At 65.7% G+C, this 20,092-nt stretch carries 18 protein-coding genes; 4 read left to right on the forward strand and 14 right to left on the reverse strand.

Features of this window, described 5'->3' with window-relative positions:
- Position 1: 1 nt before the first annotated feature.
- The 11 genes from QX126_RS06990 to QX126_RS07040 form a co-directional block, all read right to left on the reverse strand.
- Entirely contained in the window at positions 2 to 358 is a 357-nt protein-coding gene (locus QX126_RS06990) for a hypothetical protein (protein WP_315780102.1), read from the reverse strand.
- A gap of 102 nt (positions 359 to 460) precedes the next feature.
- Positions 461 to 1,792: a serine--tRNA ligase gene (gene serS / locus QX126_RS06995; RefSeq protein WP_315780103.1), complete on the reverse strand. Its 1,332-nt coding sequence runs from the start codon at positions 1,790 to 1,792 to the stop codon at positions 461 to 463.
- Between the two features lie 118 nt (positions 1,793 to 1,910).
- A complete protein-coding gene (gene tatC / locus QX126_RS07000; protein WP_315738146.1) occupies positions 1,911 to 2,729 on the reverse strand; it encodes a twin-arginine translocase subunit TatC in 819 nt (272 codons plus the stop codon).
- Positions 2,726 to 3,253: a Sec-independent protein translocase protein TatB gene (tatB, locus tag QX126_RS07005; protein ID WP_315738147.1), complete on the reverse strand. Its 528-nt coding sequence runs from the start codon at positions 3,251 to 3,253 to the stop codon at positions 2,726 to 2,728. The genes tatC and tatB overlap by 4 nt, the downstream gene beginning before the upstream one ends.
- A 112-nt stretch (positions 3,254 to 3,365) precedes the next feature.
- Positions 3,366 to 3,599, reverse strand: a complete 234-nt coding sequence (locus QX126_RS07010; RefSeq protein ID WP_006614346.1) for a twin-arginine translocase TatA/TatE family subunit — start codon at positions 3,597 to 3,599, stop codon at positions 3,366 to 3,368.
- Positions 3,600 to 3,883: 284 nt separating this feature from the next.
- Positions 3,884 to 4,978 (reverse strand): SMC-Scp complex subunit ScpB, encoded by a 1,095-nt coding sequence (scpB, locus tag QX126_RS07015; RefSeq protein WP_315738148.1) that lies wholly within the window; start codon positions 4,976 to 4,978, stop codon positions 3,884 to 3,886.
- Positions 4,979 to 4,997: 19 nt separating this feature from the next.
- Complete coding sequence (locus QX126_RS07020) at positions 4,998 to 5,837, reverse strand: ScpA family protein (RefSeq protein WP_315738149.1); 840 nt, start codon at positions 5,835 to 5,837, stop codon at positions 4,998 to 5,000.
- Positions 5,834 to 6,862 (reverse strand): beta-N-acetylhexosaminidase, encoded by a 1,029-nt coding sequence (gene nagZ / locus QX126_RS07025; RefSeq protein WP_315738150.1) that lies wholly within the window; start codon positions 6,860 to 6,862, stop codon positions 5,834 to 5,836. Before nagZ ends, QX126_RS07020 begins: the two co-directional genes overlap by 4 nt.
- Positions 6,863 to 6,904: 42 nt before the next feature.
- On the reverse strand, positions 6,905 to 8,440 hold the full coding sequence (locus tag QX126_RS07030; RefSeq protein ID WP_315738151.1) for an SPOR domain-containing protein: 1,536 nt from the start codon (positions 8,438 to 8,440) through the stop codon (positions 6,905 to 6,907).
- Positions 8,441 to 8,535: 95 nt separating this feature from the next.
- Entirely contained in the window at positions 8,536 to 10,332 is a 1,797-nt protein-coding gene (gene argS / locus QX126_RS07035; RefSeq protein ID WP_315780105.1) for an arginine--tRNA ligase, read from the reverse strand.
- Between the two features lie 8 nt (positions 10,333 to 10,340).
- Positions 10,341 to 11,507 (reverse strand): deoxyguanosinetriphosphate triphosphohydrolase, encoded by a 1,167-nt coding sequence (locus QX126_RS07040; RefSeq protein ID WP_315780107.1) that lies wholly within the window; start codon positions 11,505 to 11,507, stop codon positions 10,341 to 10,343.
- 110 nt (positions 11,508 to 11,617) lie between these two features.
- Here QX126_RS07040 and erpA point away from each other — a divergent pair, with 110 nt between their 5' ends.
- Positions 11,618 to 11,959 carry an iron-sulfur cluster insertion protein ErpA gene (gene erpA / locus QX126_RS07045; protein ID WP_315711699.1) on the forward strand — a complete coding sequence of 114 codons (342 nt, stop codon included), beginning with the start codon at positions 11,618 to 11,620 and terminating at the stop codon, positions 11,957 to 11,959.
- A gap of 15 nt (positions 11,960 to 11,974) precedes the next feature.
- Here erpA and QX126_RS07050 read toward each other — a convergent pair whose 3' ends face one another.
- From QX126_RS07050 to QX126_RS07060, 3 genes are all read right to left on the reverse strand, one after another.
- Positions 11,975 to 14,290, reverse strand: a complete 2,316-nt coding sequence (locus QX126_RS07050; protein WP_315780109.1) for an ATP-binding protein — start codon at positions 14,288 to 14,290, stop codon at positions 11,975 to 11,977.
- Between the two features lie 760 nt (positions 14,291 to 15,050).
- Entirely contained in the window at positions 15,051 to 15,791 is a 741-nt protein-coding gene (locus QX126_RS07055) for a metallophosphoesterase family protein (protein ID WP_315780110.1), read from the reverse strand.
- A gap of 266 nt (positions 15,792 to 16,057) precedes the next feature.
- Positions 16,058 to 16,963, reverse strand: a complete 906-nt coding sequence (locus QX126_RS07060; RefSeq protein WP_315780112.1) for a LysR family transcriptional regulator — start codon at positions 16,961 to 16,963, stop codon at positions 16,058 to 16,060.
- A 95-nt stretch (positions 16,964 to 17,058) separates the two neighbouring features.
- Between QX126_RS07060 and styA the strand changes: the two genes are divergently transcribed.
- The 3 genes from styA to xth all read left to right on the forward strand — a co-directional run bounded on the left by styA (position 17,059) and on the right by xth (position 20,073).
- The gene (gene styA / locus QX126_RS07065; RefSeq protein WP_315780114.1) at positions 17,059 to 18,306 is read left to right on the forward strand and encodes a styrene monooxygenase subunit StyA; all 1,248 of its coding nucleotides are present in this window, start codon (positions 17,059 to 17,061) and stop codon (positions 18,304 to 18,306) included.
- Positions 18,307 to 18,322: 16 nt separating this feature from the next.
- On the forward strand, positions 18,323 to 18,850 hold the full coding sequence (locus QX126_RS07070) for a flavin reductase family protein (RefSeq protein ID WP_315780116.1): 528 nt from the start codon (positions 18,323 to 18,325) through the stop codon (positions 18,848 to 18,850).
- Positions 18,851 to 19,281: 431 nt separating this feature from the next.
- Positions 19,282 to 20,073: an exodeoxyribonuclease III gene (gene xth, locus QX126_RS07075; protein WP_315738159.1), complete on the forward strand. Its 792-nt coding sequence runs from the start codon at positions 19,282 to 19,284 to the stop codon at positions 20,071 to 20,073.
- The last annotated feature ends 19 nt before the right edge of the window (positions 20,074 to 20,092 follow it).

Here is a 20,092-nt window from a genome sequence, read left to right on the forward strand (position 1 = left end):
TTCAGGGCCGAATCCGCCACTGTGGCAGGAACCTGGCGAGCTTCCCTCGCGTACCCAGCCGGAGCGACGCGGCGGGGGTGACGGACACATGGGACGCTGGCGGAGGGACCGGCGAAGGCACAGCGGACTCGGCCAGCGGCGGCGCCGGAAACCGGGCCCGCGCCACACCCAGCGCCTTGTCGAAATCAGCAGCGTTGAACCAGGCCTGATGGCGCAGGGCCTCCGGCGGGCCATCATGCCACACCGCTGCACGATCGATATCGAATGCTCCCTTCAGGCGCTGGTCGACCGCCTGGATGCCGGAGCCGGTGACGACCCATTGCCGTCCGATCCAGAAAATATCCCGATGCAGAGCCATGATGCCGGTATCTGAAAAGCAATTGCTGAACAGAACCGAGGATACGACCCGTCGGCGCCCACGCAATGGCGGCGACCTGGGCGGATGCAATTTGCCGCGGCGCTATGGCTCCGCGGCCACCACCTTGAGGCCGCCCATATAGGGCTGCAGCACATCGGGGACGGCGATCGAGCCGTCGGCCTGCTGATAGGTCTCCATCACTGCGATCAGCGCGCGGCCGACTGCCGTGCCCGAGCCGTTCAATGTGTGCACGAAGCGCGGCTTGCCGTCGCTTCCGCGATAGCGTGCATCCATGCGGCGTGCCTGGAAGTCGCCGCACACCGAACAGCTGGAGATCTCGCGGAAGGCGCCGCCATCGCCCTGCCCGGGCATCCAGACCTCGATGTCGTAGGTCTTCTGCGAGGAGAAGCCCATGTCGCCGGTGCACAGCGTGATGACGCGATAGTGCAGATCGAGCCGGCGCAGCACTTCCTCGGCGCAGGCCAGCATGCGCTCGTGCTCGTCCTTGCTGGTCTCCGGCGTCGTGATCGACACCAGCTCGACCTTGGTGAACTGATGCTGACGGATCATGCCGCGGGTGTCGCGGCCGGCCGCGCCCGCCTCGGCGCGAAAGCACGGCGTCAGCGCCGTGAGCCGCATCGGCAGCTCCTTCTCGTCGACGATCGATTCGCGCACCAGGTTGGTCAGCGCAACCTCGGCTGTTGGAATGAGACCCAGGCGCTCGGTCTTGAGGCGCTCGTCCGGCGCGGCAAGAAGCTCGCCCTTCACGGCCCAGAACTGGTCGTCCTCGAATTTCGGCAATTGGCCCGTACCGAACATGACGTCGTTGCGCACCAGCAGCGGCGGATTGATCTCGGTGTAGCCGTGCTCATTGGTATGCAGGTCGAGCATGAACTGCCCGAGCGCGCGCTCGAGCCGCGCCAGGCCCCTCTTCAGCACGACGAAGCGCGCGCCCGACAGCTTCGCAGCCGATTCGAAGTCCATGGTGCCAAGAGCCGCACCGAGATCATCATGCGGCTTCGGCGCGAAGGCGTAGTTGCGCCGGGCGCCGAAGATGTGGCGCTCGACATTGTCGTGCTCGTCCTTGCCGTCCGGCACCTCGTCGAGCGGCAAATTGGGAATCGCCGAGAGCTCGCGCGCCAGCTCCTCATCTGCCTGCTTCGCGGCCGCCTCCAGCTCCGGCATGGTGGTCTTGAGCTTGGCGACCTCGTCCATCAGCGCCGATGCGCGCGCGTCGTCCTTGGCCTTTTTGGCCTCGCCGATTTCCTTGGAGGCGGCGTTGCGCCGCGCCTGCGCCTGCTCGGACGCCAGGATCGCAGCGCGACGCCGTTCGTCGATGGCGAGCAGCTGCGACGACTGGGGCGACAGACCCCGGCGCGTCAGCGCCGCATCGAAACCTTGCGGATTGTCGCGGATCGATTTGATGTCGTGCATGGTCGTTCGGTCCTGGAGACGAAAAGATCTCGGCGAGTCGCCCGGGGTCACGGGCCGGCTTGCACTACCGCGAATGGCAGCGGATGGGAACAGGCCAGGCCGGGCGGGAAGCCCGGCCCTACTCGGCCGGATTGCTGGGCAGATTGCCGGAGCCGGACGACGTGCCGGAGCCCGACTTCGCAGCCGCTTGCTTCTCGACGATCCCCACCGCGATGATGGCGCCTTCGTAGAGGGCCAGCAGCGGGATCGCCAAGGACGCTTGGCTCAGCACGTCCGGCGGCGTCAGCACGGCGGCGATGATGAAGGCGATGACGATGAAATAGCGCCGCTTCTCTTTCAGCATCTGCGAGGTCACGATGCCGATGCGACCAAGCAGGGTCAGGATCACCGGCAGCTGGAACGCGATGCCGAAGGCGAAGATCAGCGACATCATCAGCGACAGATATTCGCCGACCTTGGGCATCAGCGCGATTTGCGCCGTCTCGGGGCCGCCGAGCTGCTGCATGCCCAATGAGAAGCGCACGATCATCGGCCACACCGCAAAATAGACCAGCATGGCGCCGAGCACGAAGAAGACGGGGGTCGCTATCAAGTAGGGTAGGAAAGCATTGCGTTCGTGGCGATACAGCCCCGGCGCCACGAACTTGTAGATCTGCGTCGCGATGATCGGGAACGAGATGAAACCAGCGCCGAACATCGCGAGCTTGAGCTGCGTGATGAAATATTCGAGCAGCTGGGTGTAGATGAACTTGCTGTTCTCGGCCCCTGCCACCCAGACGAACGGCAGCACCAGGATGTTGTAGATCTGCTTGGCGAAAAAGAAGCAGAAGATGAAGGCCACGCCGAAGCCGAGCAGTGCCTTGATCAGCCGCGACCGCAGCTCGATCAGGTGATCCATCAACGGGGCCTTGCTGGCCTCGATATCTTCGACGGTCATGACGCTTTGGCGTCCTTCAGACGTTCAGCTTCTGCTGACGCAGACATTTCAGGCTGCGGCTCGGGCTTGATTTCACGCACGATCGCCAGCGGCTCGCCCACGGCTTGATGGACTTCAGGCTCCACGAAGGTCTCGGCCACTGGAGGTTCGGGGGTGGTCGGGGTCATCACAGGAGGCTCGGGCGAAGCAGCAGCCACGTCCGATGCTGGTGCCGGCTCGGCGGACTTGTCGATCCCCTCGATATCGAGCGCCTTGTCGACGTCGCGCTGCAACGAGGAGATCACGCCGGTCGGGGTGAAACCGCTGGCCGCCTCGCGGACCTCATCGAAACTCTTCTTGAGGTCGGCCATCTCCGCTTCGCGCATCGCCTCCTGGAACTGGCCCTGGAACTCCGAGGCCATCCGGCGCGCCTTGCCGATCCATTGCCCGACCATACGCAGGACGCCCGGAAGCTCCTTGGGACCGATCGCGATCAACGCGACGACCCCAATGACGAGCAGCTCACTCCAGCCGATATCGAACATGAAACAATCCGCCTACGCGACGACGCCTCTGATCCCGCCTGCCCGGGTCTGTCCGAACAGGTCCCGGTGCCGTCTCTGCGGGAGCGCGCCGCCCGCGCCTTTCACGCGCAGATCAAACGGCTTTGCTGCCGACATCCGTGCGGGTGGCCGAAGGTGTCGCGCCGTGGTCGATCGACTTGACTGGCTCGGTCTTCTCCGGCGCCTTGTCGTCGTCCTGCATGCCCTTCTTGAAGGCCTTGATGCCCTGCGCGACGTCGCCCATCAGATCGGAAATCTTGCCGCGCCCGAACAACAGCAGGACGACCGCGATCACGACGATCCAGTGCCAAATGCTAAGCGAACCCATCCTGCAACCCTCCAAACACCGGCGCAGCCTTCACCCGACTGCCCGTCGACGCTACCGCCGAAACCGCGCCATATCCATGGACTTGACCGCGACACTTCGCTTCTAGCATTCGATTGCGAAACAGCAACACGAACGCGGCCTGTCACTGGCCAAAATAGCGCGCGGACAGCCCGATCTGGGCGGAAGGTAGGCGCCAACGCCTCCAAAAACAAGCACTTAAGGTCCGACAAATCGAGGCCGGACCTACGCAATAACGCGAGTGTTAACAGCCCCGGCCGCTAGTTTTAGTGCGGCGAGCCGTTGTCGTCGGTATCGCGGTCGTGCGCGTCATCGGCCGCGTCGATCTCCTCATCCGCCGCGTCGACCTCGGCCTCTGCCTCTGCCTCGTCGTCTACCTGAGCGTCAGCGTCGGCAGACAGCTCGACGAGCTCGATAACGGCCCCGTCGTCCGGCCCGACCTCGATCTCCTCGACGGCCAAGTCCACCTCGGTGATCTCGGTTTCCGCATCGGCGCCCGGCAGTTCCAGATCGCCAATAGCGACCTGCGACGAGGTGTCGTCCCGAACAGCGGCCTCGGCGGTCGCAATCTGGCCTTCGGCGACCTCGGCCGCAGCCGTGTCGGCTGCGACCGTTTCCATCTCGGCCGTTTCGTCTTCCGCAGCTTCGGCTTCGCCAGGTTCGGCCTCGACCGCCGGCGCAAGCGCCAGATCGAGATCGCCCGGATCCAGCGGCTCCTCGTCCTCCCGGAGCGTCGGATCGTCCGATGGCGTCGGGACGGTGAAGCCGGTCGGCAAGCGGGAATCCAGCAGGCCCGTGCCCTTCAGCTCTTCCAGTCCTGGCAGATCGCCCAGGGTCTCCAGGCTGAACTGGGCCAGGAACGCATCGGTGGTGCCGAAGGTCAGCGGACGGCCCGGGGTCTTGCGGCGCCCGCGTGGCTTGATCCAGCCGGTCTCCAACAGAACGTCCAACGTTCCCTTGGAGGTGACGACGCCGCGGATCTCTTCGATCTCGGCACGCGTCACCGGCTGGTGATAGGCAACGATGGCCAGAACTTCGATCGCCGCGCGTGACAGCTTGCGCGTTTCGGTGCTCTCGCGCGTCATCAGCCAGGCGAGATCACCGGCGGTACGGAAGGTCCACTTGTTGGCGACGCGCACGAGGTTGACGCCGCGATTGGCGTATTCCGCCTGCAGTTGCGCCAACGCGGCCTTGATATCGACACCTTCAGGCATACGCTTGGCAAGCGTGGCCTGCTCGAGCGGCTCGGCCGAGGCAAACAAGAGTGCCTCGAGGATGCGCAACTCTTCGGGGCGCACCTCGGGCTCGCTCGTCGCGATCTCGTCGGGCTCTTCCATGCGCAGTTCCGCCAAGCTTGCCATGGCAGGGTCTCCTTCTTCGTTACTCAACCGTCAAGTCCGGCGCAGCCATGGCGCCGGGCTGGATCGGTGGACGCTTACGAAAATACAGCGGCGCGAACGCCTGCTTCTGGTTCAGCTCGAGCTGCCCTTCGCGGACCAGCTCCAGCACGGCCGCAAAGCTCGATGCGAAGACGGTAGCCTTTTGGGCCGGCTCGGCGACGTAGCTCAGGAGATAGTCGTCGAGACATCCCCAGTCGTCCGACACCTCGGTCATGCCGACGAGCCGTTCGAGCGACGCGCGCGCCTCAGCGAGCGACCAGACGGTGCGCTTGGCCATATGAACGGATGTCACGACACGTGCCTGCCGTTGAATGGCGTAGGCCGACAGCAGGTCGAACAGGGTGGCTGTGAACTTCGGGCGGCGGACTTCCGCGATCTCTTCCGGATTGCCGCGGGGAAACACGTCGCGCTGGAACTGCGGACGATTCATCAGACGATTGGCGGCCTCGCGGATCGCCTCCAGGCGGCGCAGCCGGTTGGCGAGCGCGGTCGCCATCTCCTCGGCGCTCGGCCCTTCCTGCGCTGGCGGCTCGGGCAACAGGAGACGCGACTTCAGGAAGGCTAGCCAAGCCGCCATCACGAGGTAGTCGGCTGCAAGCTCGAGCCGGATCTTGCGCGCGGCCTCGATGAACTGGAGATACTGGTCGGCCAACGCCAGGATCGAGATCTTGGCGAGGTCGACCTTCTGCTGCCGCGCCAGCGCGAGCAGCAGATCGAGCGGGCCCTCGTAGCCCTCGACGTCGACGACCAACGCCGGTTCGGCCTCGGCCAGCTCCGTGGTGGGCCGGCCGGTTTCAAACGACAGAATTTCAGCGGTCATGCGCTCGCGGGTCCCAGCCGGTTGATCAAGGCGTCGAGCTCGCCGCGCGCGGCGTCACGATCGAAGCCTGTAGGTGCCTTGCGCGCCGCAAGCGCGCGATCGGCGCGAACCAGAGCCTGGCCGGCCAGCTCCGGCGTCTCGGCCGCGACCGCCTGCATCTCGTCCAGTCGGCCGTTGCAGTGAAGAACCATGTCGCAGCCGGCCGCCACGATCGCACGCGTGCGCTCGGCGATCGATCCGGCCAATGCGTTCATGGAAACGTCATCACTCATCAACAAACCCTGGAACCCGATCCGTTTGCGAATCACCCGTTCGATCATTGTCGCAGAAGTCGTGGCCGGATGGGCGGCGTCGATCGCGCTAAACACAACATGTGCAGTCATCGCCATCGGGAGGTCGGCCAGCGGCCGGAAGGCGGCGAAATCGGTTGCGTCGAGTTCCGCTTCTGGCGTGTCCACGGTCGGCAGCCGGAAATGGGTGTCGGCGGTGGCCCGGCCATGCCCCGGAATGTGCTTCAGCACCGGCAGCACGCCGCCCTGCTCCAGCCCCTCCGTCACCGCCCGGGCGATCGCCGCCACCTTTTCTGGCGTCGTGCCATAGGCCCGATCCCCGATCACGGCATCAGCGCCGGCGACGGGGACGTCGGCGAGCGGCAGGCAATCCACGGTGATGCCGAGCTTGAGCAGGTCGTCGGCGATCAGGCGGGCGCTGAGCCAAGCGGCACGGAGGCCTGCGGCCGAATCAAGATCGTAGAGACGGTCGAACACCACGCCGGCGGGATAGGCCGGCCAATGCGGCGGCCCCAGCCGCTGCACCCGGCCCCCCTCTTGGTCGATCAGGACTGGAGCCTCGGCGCGGCCGACGCAGGCCCTTAATTCCTCAACCAGTGCAGTCACTTGGGTGGGTGACTGGACGTTGCGTTTGAACAGGATGAAACCCCAGGGGCTGAACTCGCGGATGAACGCGCGCTCGGCGTCGGTGAGATCAGGCCCGGAGATGCCGGTAATGAAAGCCCGCATGGTCATGCGGGCCGCATAGACCCCGCCTCGGGGGCGGTCAAGCAAGCCTTACTGGTTGCTAAACGGGAAACACTGTCCGCCGGCGGTTTTCAACGATCCGCACATCTTGTTGGCCTCTTCCTTGGTCGCGAAGGGCCCGACGGCTGCGCGGTACCTGACACCGCCCTTCTCACCCAGATCCATCCGCCTGATGATCGGCTCATATTTGCCCAGCACGGCGCCGTATTTGTCCTGCACCGCCTTGTAGGACGACATCGCCTCCGCCTCGCTGGCCTGCGACGAGATCGAGACCAGATAGCCGCCGGTACGATCATTCTGGGTCTGCTCGGTGACCGGCACGGCCGCGGCGATGCGCGCCGGTGCTGCGGCCTGCGGAGTCAGCGGCATCGGGCTGTCGTTGGCGGCCGACGCGTTGGCGTTGGCCGGCGATTTGCGGCCCTTCGGCGTCGCCGCCGGCTTGGTTGCAGGCGTCGCCGGCATCGGCGGATCGGCCGCTGCGGCCTGATTGCCCCCCGTCACGGACAGCGTCTTGATCGGACGCGGATCACTGTTGGGCAAAATGCCATTGGCGTTGGCCATTTGCGACATCGGGGCCGCCCCGGCGCTGACCGGCGGCGGAGCCGCATTCTGGTTCATTTGCGGGAACACCACGCGCGGATTGCCGCCGCGGGCGTTCAGATCCATCGGCGTCTCCTCGCGGGACACCAGCTTCTCGCCGCCATCATTGCCGAGCAGGCGATCCGGCACCTTCGGCGTCGGATCCTGCTGGGCCATGATCTTGGTCGGACTGTTGTCGGCGCGAATGATCGGCGGCTCGCCAGTGCGGCCGGACGAGATGTAGGTCTTGTAGCCGTAGGCGCCGCCGGTGCCGACCACTGCAAGGGTCAACACCGCGAGCACGGTGCTCATGCCGCTGCGCCGCCGCGGCCGCTCCTCTTCCTCGCCCTCGTCGTAGCCGTCCTGATAGCCGTATTGGCCGTCCTGGAAATCGTTGTCGCCCTGAAACCCCTGCTGTCCCGAGCCCATCTGCCCGAACAGCGCATCGTCATAGCGCGAGGAGTCCGGCTCGTTGTCATCGAAGCCGTTGTCGCGGTTGTAGTCGCGGTCGTTCTCGGCGAACCCGTGGCGCGACTCCCCGACGCTGTAGTCGAGCTTGGACAGCTGGTCGGCGAACTCCGCGTTCGGATAACCCTGCTGCTGCCGGGGCGCGGGCGCGAAATCCTGGTCCGGGAAGCCCGGCTGGCCGCGCGGATCCTGATAGCCCGCCGGAAAGGCCGGCGGTGCCGGCGCCGGCTCGCGGCCGATGTCGGCGAAGGGATTGGCGGCGGCAGGCTGGGCACGTTGCATCCAGGCCGGAGCGCCGGCAGGAGGCATGCCGGGAACCGGCTGTTCTGGCGCGGGCGCGGCGGGGCGCACCATCGGACGCGACTGAGGTTGAGGAGTTGCCCGGCCCGACGCGGCAAAAGGATCGTTCTGCCCGATCAGGCGAGCGAGTTCGGCGAGCGGATCGGCATCGGCCTGCTGGTTTCCACCACGGCCAAAACCATCAGCGGGAAAGGGTCTGTCCTGGTAACGATCAGCCATCGTGATGAAGCGTCCCTGCGGGTGAGCCGCATATGCGTCCTAAGGCGGACCCTGCCAGATTGAGGCCCCCAACTGAAGTCGTGTGTTTCCCCCAATCAGCGCATTGCATCAGGAGCATTAACGCCCAAGATCGCAAGTCCCGACGCCAGAACCGAGACGACGCCCTGAACCATGGCCAAACGTGCCTTGGTCAATTCTGCATCATCATCGATAATGAAGCGTAAATAGGGCAAATCCCGCCCCCGCGTCCAGAGGGCGTGAAATTCGCTTGCAAGTTCATATAGGTAGAAGGCGATCCGGTGCGGCTCATGCGCTACGGCCGCGCTCTCAACCGTACGTGGGTACAGCGCCAGCCGTTTCAAGAGGTCGTGTTCAGCCGGGTCGGATAGTTTTTCGAGATTCGCCTGCGCCAGGAACGCGAGTCGCGCGCCCTCCGCCTCCGGCAATTCGGGCAGGCTTTCCCGGGCATTGCGGAAGATCGAATGCCCTCGCGCGTGGCCGTACTGGACGTAGAACACGGGATTGTCGCGCGACTGCTCGATCACCTTGGCAAGGTCGAAATCGAGCACGGCGTCGTTCTTGCGGTAGAGCATCATGAAACGGACCGCATCGCGCCCCACTTCATCAACAACTTCCCGCAAGGTGACGAAGTCGCCGGAGCGCTTCGACATCTTCACCGGCTCGCCATTGCGCAACAGCTTGACGAGCTGCACGACCTTGACGTCGAGCACTGCCTGCGCAGCCGTGACGGCCTTCACCGCCGCCTGCATGCGCTTGATGTAGCCGCCGTGATCAGCGCCGAATACGTCGATCAGGTCGGCGAAGCCGCGCTCGAACTTGTGCCGGTGGTTGGCAATGTCGGAGGCGAAATAGGTGTAGCTGCCGTCCGACTTGATCAGTGGACGATCGACGTCGTCGCCATAGGCGGTGGCGCGGAACAGGAGCTGCTCGCGATCCTCCCAATCCTCCACCGGCGCGCCCTTTGGCGGCGGCAGACGGCCTTCATACACGTCGCCCCGCTCGCGCAGGAACTCGATCGTGTCGGCAACCTTGTTGGTGCTACCTGCAATCAGCGAGCGCTCCGAAAAGAACACGTCATGACGGATGTTCAACGCAGCGAGATCGTCCTTGATCTCGGCCATCATCATCGCGATCGCCTTGTCGCGTACGATCGGCAGCCACTCGGTCTCAGGGAGCGCCTTGAGCTTGTCGCCGTACTCGCTCGCGAGCGCCTGCCCGACCGGCTTGAGATAGTCGCCGGGATAGAGCCCATCCGGAATCGCGCCGATATCCTCGCCGAGCGCCTCGCGATATCGGAGGAAGGCGGAGCGCGCGAGCACGTCGACCTGCGCGCCGGCGTCGTTGATGTAGTACTCGCGCGTGACGTCGCGCCCGGCGAACTGCAGCAGGCTGCATAGCGCATCGCCGAACACGGCGCCGCGGCAGTGCCCGACATGCATCGGCCCGGTCGGATTGGCCGAGACGTACTCGACATTTACCTTCGGCGCGCCGGGCACCGGCGCGACGCGCCCGTAGGCGGCGCCTTCGCGCAGGATCGTGCTGAGCGCTTGCGCCCAGACCACCGGCTGAAGCGTCAGATTGATAAAGCCGGGACCGGCGACGTCGACCTTGGCGACGAGTTCGTCGGCCCGCAGACGTTCGGCGATCTGCTCGGCGAGTTCGCGCGGCTTGGCCTTCGCCTCCTTGGCGAGCACCATCGCGGCATTGGTGGCCATGTCGCCATGGCTCGGATCGCGCGGCGGCTCGACCACCACGCGCGAAAAATCGATGCCCTCGGGCCAGCCGCCGTGCTTGGCGAGCGCGGCGCAGATGGCGTGGACACGCGCGAGCATGTCGGCAAAAAGGTAAGGGGTGGAAGCTTGTTCGACCATGCCGCCGCCTAACGCAAATCCGGAGTCGAGTCAAAAAGCCGGTGGTGCTCCGTTAAGGCGAAACGGTCCGTCATTCCGGCGATAAAGTGGCCGATGCGGCGAGCCCGATCGCCCTCGCCCTCGCAACCGTCCAGCCAGCCCACGGGCAGCGTCGAACCGTCCTCATGGTAGCGGCCGTACAGATCGGCGACGATGCGCTCGGCATCGCGCATCACCCGCATCACCCGCTCATGACGGTACATCCGCTGCCAGAGAAACCCCTTGATGGTCGCCTCGTGCTCGGCCACATCGGCCGGAAATGCCACCAGCGGCCCGCTGTGCCGCCTGATGTCGTGAGGCGACATCGGCTGCGCCCGCGCGATCCGGCGCTCGGTCTCGGCCGCCACGGCTGCGATCAGGTAAGAGATCAGCTCGCGCACCAGCTCGGCGCCGCGCCGGATCGGATCGAGCACCGGATATTGGCGGTCGATCTCGGCGATCATCGCCGCGAGCAGCGGAATCTCCTTGAGGTCGTCGACCGTGAACAGGCCGGCCCGCAGCCCGTCGTCGATGTCGTGGGCATCATAGGCGATGTCGTCCGCCAGCGCCGCGACCTGGGCCTCGAGCGAGGCGTAGCTCCACAGCTCCAGGTCGAACCGGGCGTTGAACTCGGTAATTCCCGGCGGGATCGGCGCCTGCAACGGCCCGTTGTGCTTGACGATGCCCTCGAGCGATTCCCAGGTCAGGTTGAGACCGTCGAAATCCGGGTAGCGCTGCTCGAACGACGTGACGATGCGCAATGTCTGGGCATTGTGGTCGAAGCCGCCATGGTCCGCCATGCAGCGGTTCAGCGCGCGCTCGCCGGCATGGCCGAACGGTGGATGGCCGAGATCATGCGCCAGGGCCAGCGTCTCCGTCAGGTCCTCGTCGAGGCCGAACTGGCGGGCGAGCGCGCGGGCGATCTGGGCGACTTCCAAAGAATGGGTCAGACGGGTGCGGTAGTGGTCGCCTTCGTGGAAGACGAACACCTGGGTCTTGTGCTTCAGCCGTCGGAAGGCGGTCGAATGGATGACCCGGTCGCAATCGCGGCGAAAAGCGCTGCGGGTGCGGGACGGCGGCTCGGCGAACAGGCGGCCCCGGCTGCGATCGGGATCGCAGGAATAGGGAGCGCGGGGGGCAGCCATTCCGACCGACACGGGCGATTGTTCCTTTTGCGGTTTGATTCCTCGGCGGAGCCCACTTAACTATGGGGAGTGCCCGGCACCAAATGAATAGGGCATGACGCGCCTCCCGGAGACCCATTGCCATGACTGATGCCTCGACCGGCCCCGTCACCATCAGCGAACGCGCCGCCCGCCGCATCGGAGAGATCCTCGGCAAGGAGAGCGCCGGCGCGATGCTGCGCATCTCGGTCGAAGGCGGTGGCTGCTCCGGCTTCCAGTACAAGTTCGACATCGACCGCGCCAAGGCGGACGACGATCTCGTCATCGAGCGCGATCGCGCGGTGGTGCTGGTCGATCCGGCCTCGGTGCCGTTCCTCGCCGGCTCGGAGGTGGATTTCGTCGACGACCTGATGGGCGCCTCGTTCCGGGTCAATAATCCCAACGCCACCGCCTCCTGCGGCTGCGGCACCAGCTTCTCGGTCTAGCCTCCGTCGTATCGGTCAGACCTCCGCGATGACGGCAGGGCCGTCGGACGGCGCAAGCGTTGGCCCTTCAACGCTCGGTGCGGGCGTTCCGATTGCCTTCAGCATCGCCGACACCATGGCCGGCTTGCGCAACGGCTTAGCCAGAAAGTCGGTCATGCCGGCCTCGCGGCACTGCTTGATGTCGTCCGGGAAGGCATTCGCGGTCAGCGCGATGATCGGCAGCCCGGCGAGCCGCCCGCCCCTCGCCCGGATGGTCCGGGTCGCGGTGATGCCGTCCATCTCCGGCATGCGGACATCCATCAGCACCAGATCGAACTCCTGTTCGTCGGCCGCCTTCACCGCCTGCAAGCCATCCGGAACGATGCATTTCTCGACCGCGAACTCCTGCAGCATCTTCGACACCACCATGCGGTTGGTGGCGTCGTCCTCGGCGATCAGGACGCGCAACGGACGGCCGAGCGCCCCGATCCGCGCCTTGAGGTCGCCGGCGCCGACACGGTCGGCGCGCTGACCCGACACCTGCTTGTCGCTCCACGGCAAGGTCAGGCTGAAGCGGAAGGTCGAGCCTTCGCCCTGCACCGACGACACCGCGATGACCCCGCCCATCTGCTCGATGATGCGCCGGGAGATCGCAAGCCCCAGCCCGGTGCCGCCGAAGCGGCGGTTGATCGAGGCATCGGCCTGGGCGAAATCCGTGAACAGCTTGCCGACGCGATCGGCGGGAATGCCGATGCCGGTGTCGGAGACCCGCCATTCGATCGTCGCCTTGTGGTCGTCGCGCGTGCGGCAGGCCACGGCGATGGTGATGCCGCCGCGCTCGGTGAACTTCACCGCGTTCGATGCAAGATTGATCAGGACCTGGCGAATGCGCGCCACGTCGCCCTTCAGAGCCGGCGGCAGCTTCGGATCGATGTCCGCGTTGACCAGCAGGCTCTTCGATTTCGCATTGACCCCCATGATGGCGGTGACCGCCTCGACCAGGGCTGCCGGCGAAAAATCCACCGTCTCGAATTCGAGCTTGCCGGCATTGAGCTTGGACAGATCGAGGATGTCGTTGAGGATGCGCTGCAGATTGTCGCCGGACTCGCGGATCGTCATGACCGCGTGGCGCTGCTCATCGTCGAGCTTTGTCTCCAGCAGGGTCGAGGCGAGCCCGAGCACGCCGTTCATGGGCGTGCGGATCTCGTGGCTCATCATCGCCAGGAAGTCGGACTTGGCACGGCTCTCGGCCTCCGCCTGCTCGGCCCGCCAGCGCTCGGTGACGTCGCGGCCGAAGCCGCGATAGCCCGCGAACTTGCCCTCATGGTCGCGCGCCGGCCGTGCCGTCAGCGCCCAGCGGCGGCGCTCGCCGCCCGCGACCACGACATGGATCAGGATCTCCGGGATCGACAGCCGCTTTGCCATGCGGTCGGCGAGAGTCGAAAGCGTCGCCGTATCCGTCGGGCAGAGATATTTCAGCGTATCGATCAGCCGCTCGCCCTTGAGCTGATCGAGCGGAAGCTGCGCCACGTCGGCGAAGCGCTGCGGCGCGTCGATCAGACGGCCCTCGGCATCGGTCTGCCACAGCCAGCTCGCGGCGTTCTCCTGGAATTCCTTCAGCAGCAGCGAGATCGTCTCGTTCTGGCGCTCATGCCGGATCTGCGCCTTCAGGTTCTCCAGGAACACGTTGCCGTGCGACACCAGGTGACGCACCATGAACGAGGTGTAGAGCAGCAGGAACACGACGAGCACGAGATAGGTCGCGCCGCCGCACAGAAGCAGCGAGCCCACCGAGGCGAGCATCAGGGTCCAGGTGTAGGCGAGGCCGGCCCGCGGCACGCTCGACATCGCGAACGCGCCACCGGAGATCATCCCGGTCATCAGCGAGCCCACGATGATCTGCAGATGCGGATCGACCTGCGGCATCACGATCAGCGGCAGCGATCCCCAGATGGTCGCCAAGAAAAACGCCTGCAGCGTCATCCGGGAGATGGCGCGTTCGGACGCCTCCTGCGGCCGCGACTTGCGCGCGCGCCACCAGCCGCGCAGCGCCATGCCGCCGGCCACGGCGATCGCGGCGCCCCACGCGATGAGGAAGAGATTGGAGACGGTGTTCCAGAACACGCCGAGAATGATCGCCGCGTTGGCGAAATTGATGCCGATGGTCACGGGGACGAGGCGCGCGACGGCATCGACCTGCCGCGCCCGGATGCGCCGGCGATCTCGCTCGGTCAGCGCTTCATCGTCGAGACCTTCGATGGCGCCGAAGCCGCCGATCCAAAGGAAGAAGGCACCCAGCGGGCTGCCACCGGCCGTTCGCTTCGAGCGCGTGGGATCCCCAGGCCAATTCATGAGCGCGCAGAACCTTCCTTGTGATCCCTTGCCATGCCTGACCGGCTGCTTCAGCCGCGTTAATTGTCCCGCCCGTAGAATTACGGAAGTTCCGAACGCGCGCGCTGACAGGGCTGGATGCAACTCGTCGTCCTCGCGGCACGATATGCCCGAGTCATGATCGTCGATTTCACCCTCGTTGAGGTCGAGGGCGCAGGGAATGCCGGGTGCTGGCCGCAACCCATGGCCCGCCTGCAGAAAAAAAGCAGGCGGCAGTCACCACAGGTCCAGCCGGTCAACCGGCATTCCCTGCGCGACGGCTCTACGCCTTATACGCACTCTCCCCGGGGACCGGCTTGATTGCCCCCGTGGCCGGCGGATCATCGTCCCCACCGGCTTGGCCTCAGCATCGGGAGACCAGGACCATGCGATTTCGGCGTGCGCCAGGACTGTTCGTCCGCACGGCATCAGCCATGCTGCAGTCCACAGCGCCCGTCGCATCCCACCCCGCGTGTCGTGACGATCGCGATACGCCCCTCGTGCCGGGGCGGGACGACCTAATGAAGCGCGATTTCTGATAAAAAGAAACAACGAAATTTTTCGACGCGGGACTGGACAGGGCAAATCAGCTTGAAGCGACTGACGAAAATCCTTTCGGCGCGCAGACGGATTCGACGCCGGCCGCACCGGCTGACGCTCGGAGAATACACAAGGCCGCGCCACCGATTTGCCCGACGGGCACGCGCGAGGGCCAGTGTCGCGCCGCGCTCGGACCGATCCCTCAGATCACCGCGCCGGATGCGTAGGCGCTGGCCCAACGCGGAAACCCGTTCTCCATGGCGCGCGCCGCGGCGCGATCCCAGTCGTAGGTCAGCGCGAACAACTCCGCCTGCCAATGTCCGCGCCGCTCCGTCAGAACGGCATAGCGCGCGTGCGGCGAGCGATATTCGAGCTGGGCAGCGACGGGGATGTCGCCGAATACGGGGCAGCCGACGCTGCCGGGATTGACGACCAGGGGCCCGCGCGGCACCTGCACCATCGCCTGCCGATGGCTGTGGCCACACAGCACCAGCGTGGCGCCGCCGAGATTGACGAGACGCGCGGCCAGCACGTCGCGACGCGCCGAGACGTAGCGGCCGTCGTCGAGCATCTCTTCGAGGAGGCAGGTGCTGTCGTCATCCGGCGTGCCGTGGACGGCAAGAATGCCCTGCTCCAACGCGATCCGCGCCGGCAAGGCATGCAACTGGCGTCGCCGCTCAGGCGTGAGCGACGCACGCGCGAAACGGCCGGCCGGCGACAGCTTCTCCTCCGGCCATTCCTCGATCCAGCGGTCATGATTGCCGCGCACCGTCGGCAGCGCCAGCGACTGCAGCAGCTCGAAGGTTTCCTGCGGCCATAGCGGGCTCGTGACGCAGTCGCCGAGATTGACGGTGGCATCGACGCTGCGGGTCGCGATGTCGGCGAGCACGGCCTCCAGTGCCGGAAGATTGCCATGCACATCGGAAATCACGGCCAGTCGCATTGTCGTTTCCTCGCGTCGCAATTCGTAGTGATCACTTGAGACAGAGCCATAGCATGATCGTCATTGCGAGCGAAGCGAAGCAACGCAGGGCGACCCAGGAACTATGGATTACTTCGCTTTGCTCGCAATGACGGCGCAAACGTAGGGTGGGCAAAGCGGCGCCGAAGGCGGCGCGTGCCCACCATCGCGATCATGTTGTGGAACGGTGGGCACGGTGCTCGCGACGCTGGCGCGTCGCTGTGCGCCTTTGCCACCCTACGATTCTCTCATTGCGGCGCATTAATCGCGAACACATCGGCGCGCTCGATGATCAGGTCGCGAAACAGACGCGCCCTATGCGACATCCATTGCGGATCGGGATAGACGACGTGCAGCGGCAGCGACGGGACGTCGTAGTCGGGCAGCAAGTGGATCAGCTTGCCCGACGCGATATGCTCCACCGCGCACCAGTCCGGCAGCACGGCAGCGCCGAGCCCTTCCAGCGCGGCCAGGGTCATGATGTCGGCGTCGTCGCACGTGAGCGATGGCGTGATGCCGACGACGTGGCGGCCGGTCTCGGACTCGAAGCTCCATTCGTTCTTTGGCGACAGCCGCGAATAGGTCACGCAGGGGAGCTCGCGCAGATCGTTCGGCAGCCGCGGCTGACGGTGCCGGGCGAGCAGCGTGGGCGCCGCGACCAGCAGCCGCTTCACGGTGCCGACGCGCCGCGCGACCAGCGAGCTCGAGCTGAGCACGCCAATGCGGATGGCGAGCTCGGTGCCGGTCTCGACGAGATCGACGAACTGCTCGGTGAAGCGGATGTCGAGCCGCACCTCGGGATAGCGTCGGCCGTACTCGGCGAAGATGTCGGCGAAGAAGAAGCGGCCGAACGAGGTCGGCACCGTCATCCGCAAGGTCCCGGAGGGAGCGCCGACACGGCGCGGCGACGGCACGCCGGCGCTCTCGAACAAGGTGACGATGTCCTTGGCGAGCTTGAGGACGCGATCGGCCTCGGTGGTCGGACGCAGCTTGCGCGTGGTGCGGACGAACAGGCGGCAGCCGAACTGCTCCTCCAAGAGCGCGATGCGCTTGGTGATCGCCGGTTGTCCCAAGCCGAGATCGGCCGCGGCCTGGGTGAAGCTGCCGGCCTCCATGACGCGGATGAAGGTCTGCAGCGCGTCGATCCGGTCCATCCATTCCTCCCCGGAATGAGTTTTATTCTCCTCATTCCGTATACGTCAGGAGGCGGCCTGGTCTAGCCTCTCAAAAAATCAAACGGAGGGAGACCATGGAGAAGTCGATTGGCATTGTCGGAGCCGGCATCGGCGGGCTGCATCTCGCGCTCTATCTGCAAAAGCATGGCGTCCGGGCGACGGTCCTGACCGACCGCGAGCCCGAGCAGTATGCTGCAACGCGGCTCATGAACACGGTGGCGCACCACGGCGTCACGGTCGCACGCGAGAACGAGCTCGGCGTGAACCATTGGGACGATCCTGATGTCGTCTATCATCACCATGATCACTTCTTCAATTTTCCGGGCAGCCCCCTGCTCTTCCGCGGCGCGTTCAAGCAGCCGAGCCGCGCGGTCGACTACCGGATCTATTTGCCGGCGCTGATGAAGGATTTCGAGGATCGCGGCGGCGCGATCGAATATGCCAGCATTCAGGACGACGACATTCCGGCGCTGGTGGCGCGCTTCGACCTGCTCGTGGTGTCGACCGGCAAGGGCGCGCTGGGGCGGATGTTCAGCCACCGGCCGGAGCTGTCGCCCTACAACCAGCCGCAGCGCCTGCTCTGCGTCGGCCTGTATGACGGCGTCGACCACGGCAGCCCCGACCGCGACGATCCGCGCGGCGTGACGCTGTCGGTCTCGCCGGGGCATGGCGAGATGATCGTGATCCCGACGCTCACCTTCGGCGGCATGAAGACGGCGCTGCTGATGGAGAACATTCCCGGCGGCGACATGGCCGAGCTGGTGTCGCTCAACTACGACGCCGATCCCTCAGGCTTCCGGCGGACGCTGCTCGACAAGCTCGAAAAGCACCATCCCCACACCTACAATTGGATCGACACGCACCGCTTCGATCTGCAGCCGCTGGACCTCTTGCAGGGCGCCGTGGTGCCGACCGTGCGGCGCTCCTCGGTCAGCTTCGACGACGGCAAGATCGCGATCGCGCTCGGCGACGTGCATTCCGTGGTCGATCCGATGATGGGCCAGGGTGCCAACATGGCCTCCTATGCCGCGTTCGAGCTTGGCAAGGCGATCACCGAGGCGGTGGCGTTCGACGACCGCTTCGTCGAGACGGTCGATCGCGCGCGCGAGAACCGCGTGCTCGCCGCCGCGCGCTGGACCAACCTGATGCTGCAGCCGCCCTCGGAGGCGATGGGGCGGCTGATCTTCACCATGGCGCAGGATCGCGGGCTCTGCGACGAGTTCACCGACAATTTCAACTATCCGGAGCGGCAATGGGACCGGCTGGCGAGCGAGCGGCGGATTCATGCCTGGATCGATGACCGAGCAAAGCTTGCAGCGTGATGGCGGAGAGAAGCCGATGAGCCATCAGCCGGACCCGGCCAGTTTTCGCGCGGCCGCGTCGCGGTTCTCGACCGGTGTGACCGTGGTGACCAGCAGCGGCGAAGACGGCGCGGCGGTCGGCATGACCGCCAACAGTTTCACGACGGTCTCGACGCAGCCTCCGACGGTGCTGGTGTCGCTGAAGCGCGGCCGGACGTGGCAGGCGGTGAGCGAGACGCGCCGCTATGCGGTCAATGTGCTCGCCGCCGACGCCGTCGCGATATGCCGGCATTTCGCCGGCACCCCGCTGGCCCAAGGAGCACCAGCGCTTGACGCGCGCGACGGGTTCTTCCTGCTGCCGCAGGCCATCGCGCAGTTCGGCTGCGAGGTCGTCAGCACGGTCGAGATCGCTGACCACACGCTGTTCATCGGCGAGGTCCGCTGGTGCCGGCACAGGGACGGCCTGCCGCTCGCGTTCTACGCCAGCCGCTTCCGCAACGGCTTGGGTGCGGAGATCTTGCCGGGCGATGCGCCGGCGTATCCGGCGGAGGGATGGAGCATTTGACCGCGTGGCGCGGTGGGCACGGCGCTGCGCGCCTTTTGCCCACCCCACCAGTCGACGGAAGTCTGATGCGGTTCGCCGGGACGACTTAGTGAGCCAAACATCGTCACATTGAAGACTGCGGGTCCGGCACAGTCGTGAGGCTCAACCGCCGATCGGTCCGGGGTCGATGCCCCCCGTTGTGGCGGCTCCAGGATGACCGGAGCGCGGCCACGTGACGATCGAACCTAAATTTTACCGCCCACCCCGCCTCGCCGTCAAATGGATCGGCACCGCAGGCGCCAGCCCTGCGGCCGGTGGTCCACAGGAGTTGCGCTCGTCGTCGGCTAGCGGCGCTCGTTCAGCCTGTGATTCCACGCCATTCGCCTTGACCGGGGTGGTCGCGGCTTGATCTAACCGGGGCCGTTTCTCCTTCCCCCCGGGAACCTCAGGCCATGCGCATCGCCACCTGGAACGTCAATTCGGTCCGGCAGCGGATCGATCACCTCCTCACCTGGCTGAAGGAGTGCGCGCCGGACATCGTCTGCCTGCAGGAAATCAAGTGCACCGATGACGCATTCCCGCGGCTGGAGATCGAGGCGCTCGGCTACAACGTGGTGACGCACGGCCAGAAGACCTTCAACGGCGTGGCGCTGTTGTCGAAGCTGCCGTTCGACGAGACCAAGTCCGGGCTCGATGGAGATGCCGAGGATGTGCATGCGCGCTTCCTGGAAGGCGTGGTCAGCCTGAAGCACGGCGTCGTCCGCATCGCCTGCCTCTATCTGCCCAACGGCAATCCGCCGAACACGGAAAAATATCCCTACAAGCTCAAATGGATGTCGCGGCTTCGTGACTATGCGCGTGAACGGCTGAAGACCGAGGAGCCGCTGATCCTCGCAGGCGACTTCAACGTCATCCCCACGGCGGCCGACGTCTCCAATCCGGAAGCCTGGGTCGAGGACGCGCTGTTCCGCCCGCAGACGCGCGAGAGCTTCCAGGCGCTGCTCGGCCTGGGGCTGACGGACGCGCTGCGCGCGGTGACCGATGCGCCCGGGCAATACACGTTCTGGGACTATCAGGCCGGCGCCTGGCAGAAGAACATGGGGATCCGAATCGATCATCTGCTGCTGTCGCCGCAGGCCAGCGACCGGCTGGTCGAGGTCGGCATCGACAGTTATGTCCGCGCCTGGGAGAAGCCGTCCGACCACGTGCCGGTGTGGGCCGATTTCGATCTCGAGACGGCGTAGACTCGAGGACGGTTCCTGT

Source organism: Bradyrhizobium sp. SZCCHNPS1003 (assembly GCF_032381555.1).
Classification (GTDB): domain Bacteria; phylum Pseudomonadota; class Alphaproteobacteria; order Rhizobiales; family Xanthobacteraceae; genus Bradyrhizobium.